The 17,090-nt window shown below is 67.7% G+C and carries 8 protein-coding genes; 1 reads left to right on the forward strand and 7 read right to left on the reverse strand.

The window, feature by feature from the left end; genetic code table 11:
* Positions 1-21 precede the first annotated feature (21 nt).
* From RTO53_RS00475 to RTO53_RS00505, 7 genes are all read right to left on the reverse strand, one after another.
* Positions 22-1,911 carry an MFS transporter gene (locus RTO53_RS00475; RefSeq protein WP_312235938.1) on the reverse strand — a complete coding sequence of 630 codons (1,890 nt, stop codon included), beginning with the start codon at positions 1,909-1,911 and terminating at the stop codon, positions 22-24.
* An 87-nt stretch (positions 1,912-1,998) separates the two neighbouring features.
* On the reverse strand, positions 1,999-2,793 hold the full coding sequence (locus RTO53_RS00480) for an SDR family oxidoreductase (protein WP_312235939.1): 795 nt from the start codon (positions 2,791-2,793) through the stop codon (positions 1,999-2,001).
* Between the two features lie 141 nt (positions 2,794-2,934).
* Positions 2,935-5,112, reverse strand: coding sequence for a YccS family putative transporter (yccS, locus tag RTO53_RS00485; RefSeq protein ID WP_312235940.1), 2,178 nt, complete (start codon positions 5,110-5,112; stop codon positions 2,935-2,937).
* Between the two features lie 268 nt (positions 5,113-5,380).
* The gene (locus tag RTO53_RS00490) at positions 5,381-7,450 is read right to left on the reverse strand and encodes a TonB-dependent receptor (RefSeq protein WP_312235941.1); all 2,070 of its coding nucleotides are present in this window, start codon (positions 7,448-7,450) and stop codon (positions 5,381-5,383) included.
* Between the two features lie 237 nt (positions 7,451-7,687).
* Positions 7,688-10,810: an efflux RND transporter permease subunit gene (locus tag RTO53_RS00495; RefSeq protein WP_312235942.1), complete on the reverse strand. Its 3,123-nt coding sequence runs from the start codon at positions 10,808-10,810 to the stop codon at positions 7,688-7,690.
* Between the two features lie 34 nt (positions 10,811-10,844).
* Positions 10,845-14,075 carry an efflux RND transporter permease subunit gene (locus RTO53_RS00500; RefSeq protein ID WP_312235943.1) on the reverse strand — a complete coding sequence of 1,077 codons (3,231 nt, stop codon included), beginning with the start codon at positions 14,073-14,075 and terminating at the stop codon, positions 10,845-10,847.
* A gap of 88 nt (positions 14,076-14,163) precedes the next feature.
* On the reverse strand, positions 14,164-15,414 hold the full coding sequence (locus RTO53_RS00505; RefSeq protein WP_312235944.1) for an efflux RND transporter periplasmic adaptor subunit: 1,251 nt from the start codon (positions 15,412-15,414) through the stop codon (positions 14,164-14,166).
* Between the two features lie 225 nt (positions 15,415-15,639).
* On the opposite strand from RTO53_RS00505, the gene RTO53_RS00510 reads away from it, so the two are divergent.
* On the forward strand, positions 15,640-16,971 hold the full coding sequence (locus RTO53_RS00510; RefSeq protein WP_312235945.1) for a M20 family metallopeptidase: 1,332 nt from the start codon (positions 15,640-15,642) through the stop codon (positions 16,969-16,971).
* Positions 16,972-17,090 lie beyond the last annotated feature (119 nt).

Genomic DNA, 17,090 nt, shown 5'->3' on the forward strand with positions numbered 1-17,090 from the left:
GATCGCCGCAGACCCGGTGTCTCAGCCGTTCTCCCCCCGCAGCTGGCGGACCTGCTGTTCCAACCCTTCGGCCGTGGCGGTCTGGCCCGGGACGGCCGGTGCGGCTGCCACCTCGATATGGGCGCGGAAGCGGCGCGGGACGCGCATGCGGCCCAGGCGGGTGTCGCGACGGCTCCACATGCTGGCCCACATCCCGCGCAGCGCCATCGGCACCACCGGCACCGGACGCCGTTCGAGGATTTTCTCCACGCCGGATTTGAACGCGGCCATGTCGCCGTCGCGGGTCAGCGCGCCTTCGGGGAAGATGCAGACCAGCTCGCCCTCGGCCAGCGCCTTGTCCACTTCATCGAAGGCGGCCTGCATCAGCGCGGGGTCCTCGCGCGCGCCGGCGATGGGAATCGCCTTGGCGGTGCGGAAGATCCAGCGCATCACCGGGATGTTGAAAATCTTGTAGTACATGACGAAGCGCACCGGGCGCGGGATCGTCGCCGACAGGATCAGTGCGTCCATGTAGCTGACGTGGTTGCACACGATCAACGCAGCGCCTTCGTCGGGCACGTTGTTCTCGATCCCGTGCAGGCGCAGCCGGTACAAGCCGCGCACCATCACCCAGCTGAGGAAACGCATCAGGAATTCGGGGACGATGGTGAAGATGTAGATCGCCACCACCGCGTTGGCGATGGCCAGCGCCAGGAACAGCTGCGGGATGGTCCAGCCGAGCAGGCGCTGGGTGACCAGGCCGAGCATGGCGGCCAATACGATGAAGCCGGAGTTCTGGATGTTCAGCGCGGCGAACACGCGCGACATCTCCGATTTCGGCGTGCGGCTCTGGATCAGGGCGAACAGCGGCACCACGAAGAAACCGGTGAACAGGCCGATGCCGATCAGGTCGATGATGATGCGCACGCTGCCGGCATGCTGCACGAACTGCAGGATCGACATCCCGGACGCGGCCGACTCACCGGCGCGGGCGAAGTACAGGTCGAGCATGAACGCGGTCATGCCGAAGGCGCCCAGCGGCACCAGCCCGATTTCAACGGTGCGCCCGGACAGCTTTTCGCACAGCAGCGAGCCGGTGCCGGTGCCGACCGAGAACAGGGCCAGGGCGAAGATGTACAGCGTGGAGCCGCCACCCAGGTTGACCTCGGCATAGGTGGGGAGCTGCGAGGTGAGCATGGTGCCGACGAACCAGAACCAGGACACGCCGAGGATGGCGTTGCTGACCGCCTTCTGCTTCTTGGCCATGCGCAGCACGGCCAGCGATTCGGGCAGCGGGTTCCAGTTGATCTTCAGGTCCGGCGCGCCGGCATCGACCTTGGGGATCATCCGCGCGGTGAGGTTGCCGGCCACGGCCAGGGCGATCACTGCCGTGGCGGCGACGATCGGGCCGTGACTGCCGGCCAGCTGGAAAATCAGGCCGCCGGCGATCATGCCGGTCAGGATCGACAGCGAGGTGCCCATCTCGACCAGGCCGTTGCCGCCGGTGAGTTCCTCAGGCTTGAGGATCGAGGGCAGCACCGAGTACTTCACCGGCCCGAACAGGGTCGACTGCATGCCGGTGCAGAACAGCGCGACCAGCAGGACCGGCATGCTTTCGGTAAGGAAGCCGACGGCGGCCAGCGACATGATCACGATCTCCATGGTGGTGGTGATCACGATCAGGCGCGACTTCTCCAGCTTCTCCGCGATCTGACCGGCCAGGGCCGAGAACAGGAAGTAGGGCAGGATGAAGATCGCCGGCGCCAGGTTGGTGTACAGCGAACGCTCTTCGATCGGCGTACCGAGGAAGAACAGCAGGCCGATGATCGCCTGCCGGTAGATGTTGTCGTTGAACGCACCGAGCGACTGGACGATGAAGAACGGCAGGAAACGACGCTGTTTGAGCAGGGCGAACTGGCTGTGGCCGGACATGGAAACTCCTTGCGAACCGGCGCAGCCTAGCACTGTCGTCGTTCGCGCAGGATGGCAGCGGCGCAGCCCGCGCGCTGCCCTGCCGGGTCAGAGGATATCGTCGACCACGCCGCCGTCCACCCGCAGCGCCGCGCCGGAGGTGGCCGAGGCCTGTGCCGAGGCCAGGTAGACCACCATGTTGGCCACTTCCTCGACGCTGGCCGCGCGCTGGATCACCGAGGTGGGACGGTGGGCCATGACGAAGTCGCGGCCGACCTCCTCCAGCGACTTGCCGGTGCGGGCGCGCTCGTCTTCCATCATCGCCGCGAAGCCGTCGGACAGGGTCGGGCCGGGCAGCACCGCGTTGACGGTGACGCCGCTGCCGGCCACGCGCTTGGCCAGCCCGCGCGACAGGCCGAGCAGGGCGGTCTTGGTGACGCCGTAATGGATCATGTCGGCGGGGATGTTGCGGGCCGATTCGGAGGACAGGAACAGCACCCGGCCCCAGCCGCGCTCGACCATGCCCGGCAGCAGTGCGCGTGACAGCCGCACCCCGGACATCACGTTGGTCTGCCAGTACTGCTCCCAGGTGCCGTCATCGGTGTCGAAGAAGTCCTGCGGCCCGAAGATGCCGGCGTTGTTGACCAGGATGTCGATCGACGGCAGCGTTGCCAGCAGGGCGTCCACGCCGGCCGCGTCGGACAGGTCGGCCGCCGCGCCCAGCAGCCGGGCGTCGGGCAGGGCCTGGTGCAGGGCGGTCAAGGCCTTGTCGACCGAGGCCTGGGTACGGCCGTTGACCACGACCTGTGCCCCGGCAGCGGCCAGTCCGTGGGCGATGCCGTGGCCGATGCCGGCGGTGGAAGCGGTGACCAGCGCGGTCTTGCCGGAGAGATCCAGTTGCATGTACGTGTCCTTGAACGGGGAAGGCACCGGGAGTCTGCACGGGCGGCGGTAGCGGCAACGTGCAGCAGGTGTCTCCCCGACATCGGGACGCGCGCTTGGCAGGACCAGTGCAGCGACCGCAACCGTGCCGTGCGCGAGACCTCAGCGCAGGGTGCGGGCGGCCTCGTTGGCAGCGCCGCGCAGCTTGGGCAACAGGCGCAGCATCAGTCCCATCTGGGTGCGGATCAGCTGCAGCTTCGGCGGCATGGCGTCGGTGACCTGTTCCAGCTGTTCGGCCAGGGCGCGGTCGCCGTCGTTGTCGGCTTCCTCCACCGGTTGCCGCTGTTCCAGCGCGGCGGCGATCTGTTGCATGGCCTGCTCCACACGCTCGCCCCCGGCCAGCGCCTGCGGGTCCTGTGCATAGCTGTCCAGCTGCGTGCGGTGCGCACCGAGTGCGGACAGGTGACCGAGCAGGGTGTTGGACAGCGCCAGGAAGCGGAAGCCGGCATCCAGGTTGCGGCGCACGTGGCCGGGCTCGCGCAGCATGTTCGACAGCGCGGTGGACAGGGCGGCATCGGCGTTGTGCATGTCGCGGCGGGCGATGCGGTAGGCCAGGTCGTCCTGCATGCCGCTGCCGTACTGGCCCAGTACCGCATCCAGGTAGCGCGCGCAGTTGGCCAGCACGCGCGCCATCACCAAGTTCAGGCGCCGGCCCTGCCAGTCGGGGAGGATCAGGAACGCGGCCGCGGCGGCGATCGCGCAGCCGAGCAGGGTGTCGACCAGGCGCGGCCAGATCAGCAGGAAGCCATCGCCGATCAGGTTGAAGCAGGTCAGCGCCATCACCGTGATGGCCGCCGAGGCGACCAGGTAGCGGTCGCTGCGGGTGAAGAAGAACAGCAGCGCCGAGAGCAGGGCGATCAGCAGTTCGATGCGCAGGTCCTGGAACAGCTGCATCAACGCCCAGGTCAGTACCAGCCCGATCAGGGTGCCGGCGATGCGCTGGGCCAGCCGCTGGCGGGTGGCCCCGAAATGCGGGCGGCACACGAACACGATGGTAAGCAGCACCCAGCCGCCGTTCTGGGCGTTGAACAGGCGGATCGCGGCGAAGCCGACGATCAGCGCCAGCGCCATGCGCAGGCCGTGGCGGAACAGCACCGAACCGGGGGTGAGCTGCTGGCGGATACGTACGAACATTTCGCGAAGGGTGTGCGGGTTGGTGTCGCGCAGGCGGGTATCGACGTTGTCCAGGGTGGCTTCGGAGTTGGCGGCTTCGGACAGCCGCCGTTCGATGCTCTGCAGGTTCTGGCCGAGCAGGTCCAGCGAGGACAGCAGACGTTGCCATTGCGGGTTGTGCTGGGCGCGCAGCCAGGCGAGCGAATCGGTGAGGTCGGCGGTGGCCTGCTTGGTGCGCTCGCCGTACTGGAACGGGCGGCGCAGGCGGATGGCCATGCCGAGGTTGGCGCAGGCTTCGCCCTGCAGCGACAGCAGGCGCTGGCAGCGGTACAACACGTCGCTGTGGAAGAAGGCGTCGGTGAGCGCGCCGTAGGGGTAGTGCGAGGAGCTGGCGCGTTCGTGGAAGTCCTGCGCCATGTAATACATGCGCAGGTACAGGCCGGACTGCACGCCGGGCCGGCCGGAGCGGCCGAAGCGGGCGAGGATGGCGGTCTTGGCGATGTTCAGCGCCTCGACGACGCGGCGGTTCTGTTCGGCCAGGGCGAGCTGGCGCTTCTGCAGGTCGGCGTCGCGCACCGGCTCGAACAGGTCGGCCTTGAGCTGCAGGTAGCGGCCGAGTTCGAGGAACAGGCGGTTGAGGCGTTCGCGGATGGGGCGGTTGGCGAACAGGGCGGTCCACAGGATGGAGAGCAGGCCGTACCAGAGCGCGCCGGCGAGCAGGTGGCTGACGGCGCTGAAGGCCTGCGCGCGGTCGCTGGCGCCATGCTGTTCCAGGGCGATCATGGTGTAGATGGCCAGGGTGACGGTGGCCTGGGCGATGGAAGCGTAGCGTTCGCCGAGGGCGCCGAGCAGGGTGAGGCCGAAGGTGGACAGCGCCAGGGCGGCGATGAACAGCCAGGGCCAGGCGAACAGTTCGACGACGGCAGCGGCGGCGATGGCGAAGCAGAGCAGGGAGAGGGCGACCGATTTGGTCCGGCCCCACCAGTTGTCGTCGGTTTCGGCGATGGCGCTGGCGATGATGCCAAGGAAGACGCCGGGCAGCGCGGGCAGCTGGTCCAGGTGCCAGCAGATGCCCATGGCCACCGACAGCGCGATGAACACCCGCAGGCCATAGCTGGCCTTTTCATGCGCCCACAGGCGGCTCAGGCGGGATTCTCGGGCGGACATGCGGGCTCGGGGTGCGGGGCAGCCCATTATTGCGGGTGTGGGGTGAAGGGGACAGCGCCCATCAAGAGCGCGGATGCCGGTTGCCCCGGTTTGGCTCGGTGTGGGTGGGTTGGCGGGACACGCCGTAAATACGTCCCTGTAGGCTCGCTTGCGCCATCCATGGCGCAAGACGGTCCCGCCAACCCACCCACACCGAGCCTCGACAGTGGGTCGGTGCGCAATGGACAAGCGGGTAGCGCCGAGCGATACCCCGCGCCACGTGGACAGGTCAGAGGTCGAAGCGCACGCTCACCGCGAAGGTGCGCGGCAGGCCGACACCGGCGTTGGACCAGTATTTTTTGTTGGCCAGGTTCTCCACGCCGGCGCGCCAGGTGACCGGGTGGCCGTCCAGCTGCATGCGGTAGCCGACGCCGGCGTTGACCAGGGTGTAGTCGGGCAGCTTGAGGGTGTTGTCGGCGTCGTAATAGACATCGCCGTAGTAGCGGGCCAGCGCGTAGACGCTCAGGCCCTCCACCTGCGGGATGCTGTAGTCGGCGTGCAGCACGCCCTGCCAGCGCGCGGCGCCGGCGGTGCGGTTGCCCTGCTGGGCGACGCTGTCGGGGGACAGCTTGTCGTAGGTGGGGTCGAGCCAGGTGACGCCGCCGCCGACGGTGAGGGCGTCGGTCAGGCGGACGTCGCCGCTGAGTTCGACGCCTTCGTACAGGGTGATGCCGTCCTGCACGAGCAGCTTGCCGGCGCTGGTAAGGCGGTCGATGTTGGCACCGCGCTCCAGGCGGAAGGCGGCGGCGTTGGCGTTCCAGCGCGGGTACTCGATCTTGGCGCCGATCTCGTATTGCTTGCTGATGGTCGGGTCGAGCACGGTGCCGGCGTTGATGTAGTCGCTGCCGACGCGGCTGCCCGCTTCCAGCGATTCCACGTAGCTGGCGTACAGGGTGACGGCGTCGGCCGGCTTGTACATCAGTGCGTAGGTGGGGGTGACCGGGTAGGTGTGGTAGGCGCCCTTGTTCTCGAAATCGTTGTAGCGCGCGCCGGCCAGCAGCGACCAGCCCTCGGCGAAGCTGACGGTGTCGCTGACGAAGACGGCCTGCTGCACGGTTTCGCTGCCACGGGTGAGTTCGTGCGAGCCGACCGGGTCATGGCGCAGGGCGGGGCGCTGGTAAATGTTGCCGCGGCCGATGGTGTTCCATTCGTAGGGGCGGTCCCAGCCCAGGCCGGTCTGGTGCGAGATGCCGGCCACCACCTGGTGGGAGAGCGGGCCGGTGTCGAAGCGGCCCTGCATGATCGCCTGGGCCAGCTTCCATTCGCTCTTGCCGCCGAGCTCGTAGGTGTTGACGTTATAGTCGCCGTTGACGTCGTCGATATAGGCGAAGACCTTGTTGACATCGTTCCAGGAGGTGGTCACCCCGTAGCTCAGGCTGGCCTTCCAGTCACTGTTGATCTGCCAGTTCAACGCGGTGGAGAGCAGGCTGGAGCGGGTGTCGTAGTAGCTGCCGTCGATGCTGTTGTCGACGTCGCCGGCCAGCGCGCGCGGCAGCTGGGTGAGGCCGATGAAGTAGTACTGCGGCGACTCGTTGGCCAGGTCGCGCGACTGGAACACGCCGTCGAAGGTCCAGGTGAGGCGGTCGCTCAGGCGCGCATCCAGCGACAGCGCGCCGACCTTGCGGTTCACGTCACCGCCGTTGAAGGTCTCGCCCTTCTCCTGGTACGCATTGAAGCGGTAGCCGAACATGTCTTCGTTGCCGAAGCGCCCGCCCACATCGACCTGGCCGCTGACAATGCCCGCCTCGCGCCAGCCGAGCTGCGCCGACAGCATGGTGACCTCGGTCGGCTTCTTGGTCACGTAGTTGACGATGCCGCCGGGCTGGCCGAAGCCGTACATGAACCCACCGGGACCCTTCAGCAGTTCCACCTGCTCCATCACTTCCAGCGGCCACTCGGTGCCCCATGAGGAGACCTGCAGGCCGTTGACGCGGTAGCTGTCGTAGCTGAGGTCGATGCCCCGGTTGCGGATCGGGGAGCTCCAGCCGCTGGCATAGGCGCTGACCTGGGTGACGACTGAGGGGTCGGTCAGGAACGCTTCGCCAAGGGAGACCACCTGGCGCTTTTCGATGTCCTCGCGTCCCACCACGGCAATGGCGAACGGCGTGTCGCGCAGGGCGCGGTCGCCCAGGGCGCCGGTATCGATATGGGTGCGCTCGGCGGTGACCTTGATGGCATCCAGATCGGTGGCCGAGCGCGCGCGCGCTGCGCCGTCGGGACTGGATTGGGCATGGGCGGCGCAGGCCAGGGAAAGGGCCACGGTCAGGGTGGCCAGGCGGGGCAGGGAGCGCGACAGCATCGAAGGATTCCTTGGCGGACAGCACAATGCCGTCCGCGATCTGCAGATGGCGGGGGAAGGGCAATGGCTGGATCGCGCAGGCTGGCCGGTGACCGGCAGCGGGTGCATCGAAACGGCGGATGCAGGACCGTGGCTGGATGAGAATTGTTCGCGTTTTGTTAGGCCGCGTCAAACGTTGCGGTCTGCGGCCCCCGGTGCGCAGACAGGAGGAAAGCCGGCCAGCGGCCGGCACTACCCTCAGGCGGTCTTCGCGCGCTTGAGCAGTTTCTTCTCGCGGCGGCGTGCGCGGCGGTTGACCCAACGCTCGCGCAGGCAGGAGAAGATCACGTACAGCGCTGGGGTGCTGAGCAGGGTGAGGCTCTGCGAGAACAACAGGCCGCCGATCATCGCGATGCCGAGCGGGCGGCGCAGTTCGGAGCCTTCGCCCAGGCCGATCGCCAGCGGTACTGCCGCCAGGATCGCCACCATGGTGGTCATCATGATCGGGCGGAAGCGCACGATGCTGGCTTCGCGCACCGCATCGCGCGGGCTCTTGCCGTGCTCGCGCTGGGCCACCACGGCGAAGTCGATCATCATGATCGCGTTCTTCTTGACGATGCCGATGAGCAGCACCAGCGCGATCATCGAGATCACCGACAGCTCGGTATTGGTCACAAACAGCGCCAGCAGCGCGCCCACGCCCGCCGCCGGCAGCGTGGACAGGATGGTCACCGGGTGCACCAGGCTTTCGTACAGCATGCCCAGCACCAGGTACACGGTGATGATCGCGGCCAGCACCAGGATCAGCATCGAGTTCGGGTTGAGCTGCACGTTGAAGCCGCCGCCATCGCTGATGCGGATGTCGCCGGGCAGGCGCAGGCCGTCCACGGTGGCCTTGATGATGGCTTCGCCCTCGCCGGTGCTTACGCCCGGGGCCAGGTTGTAGCTCAGGTCCATCGTGGTGTACTGGTTTTCGTGGGTGATCTGCGGCGGGGCCAGCCCCGGCACCTGGTGGGCCACGGCGGTGAGCGGGATCATCTCGCCGTTGCCGGCGCGCACGTGGATCTCATCCAGTGCACGCGGGGTGGCGGTCTGTTCGGGCAGGGCGTTGACCACCACGCTGTACTGGTTGATGTCCGAGTAGATGGTGGAGATCTGGCGTTGGCCGAACGCGCCGTACAGCGCGCCGTCGATGGCACCCACCGACACGCCCAGGCGCGCGGCCTTGGCGCGGTCGATCACCACGTTCTGGCGCAGGCCGGCGGTATCCACGTCGGTGCCGACGTCGCGCAGCATCGGGTTCTTCTTCAACGCCGCCTGCACCTTGGGCAGCCATTCCTGCAGCTGGGCAAGATCGTTGCCCTGCAGCGACACGCGGTACTGCGCGCCCTGGCTGTTGCCGCCGCCCCCATCGCTGGGCAGATCCTGGATCGCGCGCAGGCGCAGCTGCAGGTCGGGGTAGCGGTCGGCCTTGGCGCTCAGCCGCGCCAGCGCCAGCGCGGTGGTTTCCTTGCGGCCTTCCTTGCGCGTCTTGAGCTGGATGTTGAACTGCGCGCTGGAGCCCTGGCGGCCACTGCCCAGGCGTACGCCGACGGTCTTCACCGCCGGATCGGCCATCAGCATGTCGGTGATGCGGCGCTGGCGGTTGACCATGTCCTCGAAGGACACGGTGGCGCTGGAATTGGCGCGGCCCCAGATCAGACCGGTGTCCTGGGCCGGGAAGGAGCCCTTCTTGACCGCGCCGCCGAGCATCACCGTGGCCACGATCAGCAGGATCGGGGTGAGCGAGAGCAGCAGCGCGTGGCGCAGCGAGAAGTCCAGGCACACCGTGTAGGTGCGCAGCATGCGGTCGTGCACCCCATCCAGGAAGCGGCCGATGCGCGACGGTTTCTCCGGCTCGGCGTGCGCGCTGAGGAAGCGACTGCACAGCGCCGGGGTCAGGGTCAGCGAGACGATCATGGAGACCACGATCGCCGCCACCAGGGTGATGGTGAACTCGCGGAAGAACGCGCCGACCATGCCGCTGGCGAACAGCAGCGGGATGAACACCGCCACCAGCGAGGCGGTGATCGAGACGATGGTGAAGCCGATCTCGCGCGCACCGGTCAGTGCGGCCTGCATGCGTGTCATACCCTCGTCGAGGTGGCGCATGACGTTTTCGATCACCACGATCGCGTCGTCGACCACGAAGCCGATGGCGATCACCAGCGCCAGCAGGCTGAGGTTGTTCAAGGTGAAGCCGAACACGTACATCACCAGCGCCGCGCCAGCCAGCGACAGCGGTACGGTGACCGCGGCGATCAGCGTCGGCGCCAACCGGCGCAGGAACAGCGCCATGGTCAGGATCACCATCGCCAGGCTGATCAGCAGGGTGATCTGCACTTCATGCAGCGAGGAGCGGATGGTGGGGGTACGGTCGAAGAACGGGGTCAGCACCGTGCCCGGCTGCAGGTAGTCGCGCAGCATCGGAATCTGCGCCTTGACCCGGTCCACGGTCTCCACGATGTTGGCGCCGGCACGGGTGAACACGTACATCACCACCGCTGGCTTGTGGTCGAACCATGCGGCCTGGTAGGCATCCTGCTGGCCGTCGTAGACGTTGGCCACGTCCTTGAGGCGGATCACCCGGCCATCGTCCTGGGTCTTGATGACCAGGTTGGCGAAATCGACCGCGCGCGCCACCGAGTCGTTGGCGATGATCGCGGTGGTGGTGTTGCCGTCGGTGAGGAAGCCGGTCGGCGAGGTCACGTTGGCCGCGCGCACCGCGTTGCGCAGGTCGTCGGGGGTGAGGTTGAGCGCATTGAGCAGGCGCAGGTTGACGTCCACCCGCACCGCCGGGGTGGAGGCACCGGCGATGTCGACCGAAGACACCCCGCTGATCTGGCGGATGCGCTGGGCCAGCAGTGAATCGGCGACGTTGTACAGCTCATCGGCCGACTGCGTCTGCGAGGTCAGTGCGATGGCGATGACCGGGTCGTCGTTCGGGTTGGCCTTCTGGAACATCGGCGAGCCGAGCCCGGAGGGCAGGTCGGCCTGCGATGAGTTGATCGCGGTCTGCACGTCCAGCGCGGCCGAATCGATATCGACCCCGCTCTGGAAGATCATGAAGACCAGCGAGCTGCCTTCGGAACTGGACGAGCGCATCTGGTCCACGCCGGGCAGCTGTCCAAGATGGCGTTCCAGTGGCGCGGTGACCGTGGAGGCCATGGTGGTGGCGTCCGCGCCGGACTGGCTGGCGTGCACGAAGATCACCGGAATCTGGATGTTCGGCAATGCCGACACGCCCAGTTTCAGGTAGCAGAACAGGCCGACCACGAACAGGCCGATGGCCAGCAACGCGGTGCCGATCGGGCGCCGGATGAAGGGGCCGGAAATATTCATGCCGGCATCCCCAGGGCGCGCAGGTACGGTGTGCTCATGCGCGGTCCTGGGCGCTGGCGTGGCGAAGCGCGCGTTGTTCGCGGCGCAGTCGCAGGCGCTCGGAGAAGCGCTCCATGTACAGGTAGATCACCGGCGTGGTGTACAGCGTGACCAGCTGGGACAGCAGCAGGCCGCCAACGATGGCGATGCCCAGCGGGCGGCGCAGCTCCGACCCGATGCCGGTGCCCAGCGCCAGCGGCAGCGCGCCGAGCATGGCCGCGGCGGTGGTCATCATGATCGGGCGGAAGCGCAGCAGGCAGGCGCGGCGGATCGCATCGTGCGCGTTGGCCCCGGCGCGACGCGCCTCGATGGCGAAGTCGACCATCATGATGCCGTTCTTCTTGACGATGCCGATCAGCAGCACGATGCCGACGATGCCGTCCACCGACAGCGGCAGCCCGCACACCATCAGTGCCAGCAGCGCACCGACGCCGGCCGGCGGCAGGGTGGAGATGATGGTCAGCGGATGGATGTAGCTCTCATACAGCACGCCCAGCACGATGTAGATCAGCACCAGCGAGGCCAGCAGCAGCCACACCACGTCGGTCTGGCTGCCAGTGAACTCGGCGGCCTTGCCGATGAACTCCGCATGCACCTGCGAGGGCATGTCCAGGCTGTCCTTGGTCTCTTCGATCGCCTTTACCGCGTCGGACAGCGAATAGCCCGGGGCGATGTTGAACGACACCGTCACCGCCGGCAGCTGCTGCTGGTGGCTGACCACCAGCGGGGTGCTGGTGACCTTGCCTTCGGCCAGTGCGGCCAGCGGGATGATGTTGCCGGCGCCGATCGGGATGCCGGTGTTCTGCGCGCCGATGCCGGTGGCGGTGGAGGAGTTGGACGAGGTGACCTGGCCGAAGTTGGTGGCGTTGCTGCCGGTCAGCGCGCCGGTGCCGTTGGAGGCCACCGCCAGCTGGTGCATCAGCGCGGTGCTGGTGCGGAACTCCGGTGCCACTTCCAGCACCACGCGGTACTGGTTGAGTTCGGTGAAGATGGTGGAGATCTGGCGCTGGCCGAAGGCGTCGTAGAGGGTGTCGTCGATGGTCTGCATCGGCACGCCCAGCACGCTGGCCTTGTCGCGGTCGATGTTCAGTTCCAGCGCGCGGCCCTGGTTGGCCAGGTTGTTGTCCACGTCGGCCAGTTCCGGGCGCTGGCGCAGCGCTTCGGTCAGGCGGTTGGCCTGCAGCGCGACCTGCGCACTGTCCACGTCCGACAGCGAGTACTGGTACTCGGTGGCAGCCACGCGGGTGTCCAGGGTGACGTCCTGCACCGGCTTGAGGTACAGCGCCACGCCCGGAATGCCGGCCACGGCGTGCTGCAGGCGCGGCAGGATCTCATCCAGCCCGTCGCGGTCGCCGCGCTTCTTGAGCACGATCGACAGCTGGCCCTGGTTGAGCGTGGGGTTCATGCTGCCGGCGCCGATGAAGGCCGACACGCCGGTCACCGCCGGGTCCTTGCGCAGCGCTTCGGCCACGGCCTTGGTGCGCTGCTCCATCTGCGGGAAGGCGATGTTCTGGTCGGCCTGGACCACGCCGGTGATCAGGCCGGTGTCCTGCTCGGGCAGCAGGCCTTTGGGGATCACGATGTACAGCACCACGGTCAGCACCAGGGCACCGGCGGCCACGGCCAGGGTCAGCGGCTGGTGCTCCAGCACCCAGTCCAGGCTGCGCTCGTAGGCACCGACGGTACGCGTCCACAGGTTTTCCTTGCCGGCCGCGGCGGCACGCTCATGCGCATCCTCGCCCTCGGGCAGGGCGTCGGGCTTGAGCAGGTAGGCGCACATCATCGGGGTGAGCGTCAGCGAGATCAGCATCGACAGCACCACCGCGATGCTCAGCACCCAGGCGAACTCGTGGAACAACCGGCCGGTGACGCCGGGCATCAGCAGCAGCGGCAGGAACACCGCCACCAGCGAGATGGTCAGCGAGAGCACGGTGAAGCCGATCTGCTGGGCGCCGATCTCGGCCGCTTCCGGGCCGCTCTTGCCCTGTTCGATGTAGCGCACGATGTTTTCGATCATCACGATCGCATCGTCGACCACGAAGCCGGTGGCCACCACCAGCGCCATCAACGACAGGTTGTCCAGCGACATGCCGGCAAATGCCATCACCCCGAAGGTGCCGGCCAGCGACAGCGGTACCGCCACCGAGGGAATGATGGTGGCCCACAGCCGGCGCAGGAACACGAAGATCACCGCGACCACCAGGCAGATGGTCAGGATCAGGGTGAACTGCACTTCATGCACCGACGCGCGGATGGTCTCGGTACGGTCGGAGAAGATCTCCAGGTGGACGTCGGCCGGCAGTACGTTCTGCAACTGCGGCAGCAGCGCGCGGATGCGTTCGACGGTCTGCACGATGTTGGCGCCGGGCTGGCGGCGCACTTCCAGCAGCACCGCCGGCTTGCCATCGGCCCATGCGGCGAGCTGGTCGTTTTCCACCCCGTCGATGACCTCGGCCACGTCCGACAACCGCACCGGGCGGCCGTTCTTGTAGCTGATGATGGTGTCGCGGTACTCGGCGGCGCTGGTCAGCTGGTCATTGGTGCCGATGGAGTAGGACTGGGTCTTGCCGTTGAGCGAGCCCTTGGGCGCGTTGACGTTGGCCTGGGTGAGCGCGCTGCGCAGTTCTTCCAGGGTCAGGCCCATGTTGGACAGCTGCGCCGGGTTGACCTGGATGCGCACGGCCGGGCGCACGTTGCCGGCGATGGACACCAGGCCCACGCCCTGCACCTGCGACAGGCGCTGGGCAAGGATGGAATCGGCGTAATTGTTCACATCGCGCAGCGGGCGCGTGTCGGAGGTGAGCTTGAGGGTGACGATTGCCGCGTCGGCCGGGTTCACCCGGTTGTAGACCGGCTGGTAAGGCAGCGAGGAGGGCAGGGTGGCCTGGCGGATCGCCGCCTGCACATCCTGGGCGGCGATGTCGATATCCCGGTCCATCGAGAACTGCAGGATGATCGTGGACAGGCCGGCCGAGGAATCGGAGGTCATGATCTCCAGCCCGGAGATCTGCCCGAACTGGCGTTCCAGCGGCGTGGTCACCAGCGAGGCCATGGTGACCGCGTTGGCGCCGGGGTACTGGGTGGTCACCACCAGGCTGGGCGCGTCGATCTCCGGCAGCGCCGACACCGGCAGCTGGCGGTAGCCGAGGATGCCGAGCAGCAGCAGGCCCGCCATCAACAGCGAGGTGGCGATCGGGCGGCGGATGAAGATCGTCGAAAAGCCCACAGGCGGATCCTTGCTGTTACGTCATGCGGCGTTGGAACGGGCAGACGCCGGCGCGACCGCCGGCGTCGGGAACATCAGGCAGGCGCGCTCAGCGCGGACCGCCCCCACGGCGACCACCGCCACCGCCCTGCTGCTGCGCGGCGGCCTTGAGTTCGGCCTCGGTCGGCGCGGCCGGGGTCTCGCCCGGCTTGAGCGCGTTGACCTTGCTGCCCGGCTTAAGCCGGAACTGGCCTTCGCTGACGACGCGCTCGCCGCCCTTGAGGCCGTCGGTGATCTGCACGTTGCTGTCGCCCACTTCCACGCCGCTCTTGACGGTGAGCATGGCCACGGTGTTGTCGGGCTTGACGATGTAGACGTACTCGCCGTCCGGGCCGCGCATCACCGCCTGGGTCGGGATCACCACGCCACCGGCGATGGTGCGCAGCTGCATGCGCACGTTGACGAACTGGCCCGGCCACAGGGTGTTGTCGGCGTTGTCGAACAGGGCGCGCACGCGGAAGGTGCCGCTGTCGCTGCTGATCTGGTTGTCCACCACGTCCAGCTTGCCGCCGTCGGTGAGCACGTGCGAATCGTTGCGGTCCAGCGCGGCGATGGTGACCGGGCCGGCCTGCTGGGCGGTGCGCACGTCCGGCAACTGGCGCTCGGGCAGGTTGAATACGACGTGGATCGGGTGGATCTGGGTCAGGGTGACCAGCGCGGTGCCGGCACTGACCACGTTGCCGGCGTCCACCGCGCGGATGCCGGCGATGCCGGTGATCGGGGCGGTGACGCGGGTGTACTGCAGCTGCACCTGGGCCGCGCGCATGCTGGCCTCGTTGGCGGCCACCGCGCTTTCGAACTGGGCTACCTGGTTGCGCTGGGTATCCAGGTCGGTCTTGGCGACGTACTGGCGGTACTCCGGCGCGTTGGAGCGATGGTAGTTGGAGCGCGCGGTCGCCAGCTGCGCCTGGTTCTGGCGCTTGGCCGCGGCGGCCTCGTCATAGCTGGCCTGCAGGCTGCGCGGGTCGATCTGCGCGAGCAGGTCGCCCTGCTTCACTTCCTGGCCCTCCTTGAAGTTGATGCTGATCAGCTGGCCGCCGACCTGCGGGCTGACGGTGACGGTGTTCATCGCCGCCACGGTGCCCAGCGCGCTGGCATACACCGGCACGTCCTGGCGGATGGCGTCCACCACGGTGACCGGGACCGGCCCGGTGTCGCGCTGTTCGCCGTCCTTGCCGGCGCCGGCAGCCGTGCCGCCCGCCTCACCCTTGTGCTTGCCACCGCCGAGCACGCGCAGGCCGATGAAGCCAATCACCAGCACTGCGACCACCAGCAGCACGATCTTCCAGAAACGCGACATTCAACTAACTCCTGAGGCTGGCGGAGGGCAGGGCCCGATTGGCTGGTGCAAAGCATACCCGTGGTGCGCGGGCTTTCATGCATGACGGATGGGACGGGCGGTCAGACCGGATGTGACCGGCCAGGTTCCGTGGATGAACGCCTGCGGGGGAAGAAAGTTACAGCAGCAAGTGCGCTGATGGCCTACATTCAGCTTGGTCCGCCCTGAACACCCGTGGAGATCTCGATGCCCCGTCTGTCGCTGCTGCTGTCCGCCCTGCTGCTTGCCTGCCCCGCGCTGGCCGCGGCCACCCCTGACGAACGCCCGGAAGTGACCGCGGCGGCGACCCGCCTGCAGGCCAAGGTGGTCGACTGGCGGCGCGACTTCCACCAGCACCCGGAGCTGTCCAACCGCGAGGAGCGCACGTCGGCGAAGGTGGCCGAGCAGTTGCGTGCGATGGGGCTCAAGCCGAAGACCGGGATCGCCCATCACGGCGTGGTGGTGATCATCAAGGGCGCCAAGCCGGGCCCGCGCATCGCCCTGCGCGCGGACATGGACGCGCTGCCGGTGACCGAACAGACCGGGTTGCCGTTTGCTTCCAAGGTGACCAGCACCTACCGCGGCGAGCCGGTCGGGGTGATGCATGCCTGTGGGCATGACGCGCATACCGCCACGCTGCTGGGGGTGGCCGATGCGCTGGTGAAGATGCGCGAGAACCTGCCGGGCGAGGTGATGCTGATCTTCCAGCCCTCCGAGGAAGGGGCGCCGCCGCCGGAAGAGGGTGGCGCGTCGTTGATGCTGAAGGAAGGGCTGTTTGCGGACTTCAAGCCGGAGGCGGTGTTCGGCCTGCATGTGTTCTCGAGCGTGCCGGCGGGGCAGATCGCAGTGCGCGGTGGGCCGTTGATGGCGGCCTCGGACCGGTTCGGAATCAAGGTGATCGGGCGGCAGACGCACGGCTCGGCGCCGTGGAACGGGGTGGATCCGATCGTGGCAACGGCCGATCTGGTGGGCACGGCGCAGACGATCGTGAGCCGTCGGGCGAACCTGTCCAAGCAGCCGGCGGTGCTGACCTTCGGGGCGATCAAGGGCGGCATCCGCTACAACATCATTCCCGATGAGGTGGAGATGGTGGGGACGATCCGGACGTTCGATGAGGGGATGCGTCAGCAGATCTTCGCGGACCTGCGCAACGTGGCCGAGCATACGGCGGCGGCGCACGGGGCCAAGGCGGTGACGGAGATCTACGAGGCCGAGGGCAATCCGGCGACGGTGAACGATCCGGCGCTGACGGCGAAGATGCTGCCGAGCCTGCAGGCGGTGGTGGGCAAGGACAATGTGTACGAGCCGCCGCTGCAGATGGGCGCGGAGGATTTTTCGCTGTACGCGCAGCAGGTGCCGGGGATGTTCTTCTTCGTGGGCTCCACGAGCGTGGGGATCGATCCGGCGACGGCGCCGGCCAATCATTCGCCGAAGTTCCTGCTGGATGAGAAGGCGCTGGATGTGGGGTTGCGGGCGTTGCTGCAGGTGAGTCTGGATTATCTCAATGGGGTGGGGGTGGTTGCGCCTGCGGCGGGCTGACGGACGTCGGGGCCAGAGCAACTTCAACTTCAGCGGCGGCTTGGTCGGCGTTCGATTGCCGCGGACCGGGCGGGCCGGGGTGGGTTGGCGGGACGCGCCGTGAACCCTTCTCTGGGGGC

Source organism: Stenotrophomonas sp. (assembly GCF_031995405.1).
Classification (GTDB): domain Bacteria; phylum Pseudomonadota; class Gammaproteobacteria; order Xanthomonadales; family Xanthomonadaceae; genus Stenotrophomonas.

What these genes read in the sequence shown, in the direction of transcription:
- RTO53_RS00475 (WP_312235938.1), bottom strand. Translation starts at nt 1,911, where the DNA reads ATGTCCGGCCACAGCCAGTTCGCCCTGCTCAAACAGCGTCGTTTCCTG.
- RTO53_RS00480 (WP_312235939.1), bottom strand. Translation starts at nt 2,793, where the DNA reads ATGCAACTGGATCTCTCCGGCAAGACCGCGCTGGTCACCGCTTCCACC.
- yccS (WP_312235940.1), bottom strand. Translation starts at nt 5,112, where the DNA reads ATGTCCGCCCGAGAATCCCGCCTGAGCCGCCTGTGGGCGCATGAAAAG.
- RTO53_RS00490 (WP_312235941.1), bottom strand. Translation starts at nt 7,450, where the DNA reads ATGCTGTCGCGCTCCCTGCCCCGCCTGGCCACCCTGACCGTGGCCCTT.
- RTO53_RS00495 (WP_312235942.1), bottom strand. Translation starts at nt 10,810, where the DNA reads ATGAATATTTCCGGCCCCTTCATCCGGCGCCCGATCGGCACCGCGTTG.
- RTO53_RS00505 (WP_312235944.1), bottom strand. Translation starts at nt 15,414, where the DNA reads ATGTCGCGTTTCTGGAAGATCGTGCTGCTGGTGGTCGCAGTGCTGGTG.
- RTO53_RS00510 (WP_312235945.1), top strand. Translation starts at nt 15,640, where the DNA reads ATGCCCCGTCTGTCGCTGCTGCTGTCCGCCCTGCTGCTTGCCTGCCCC.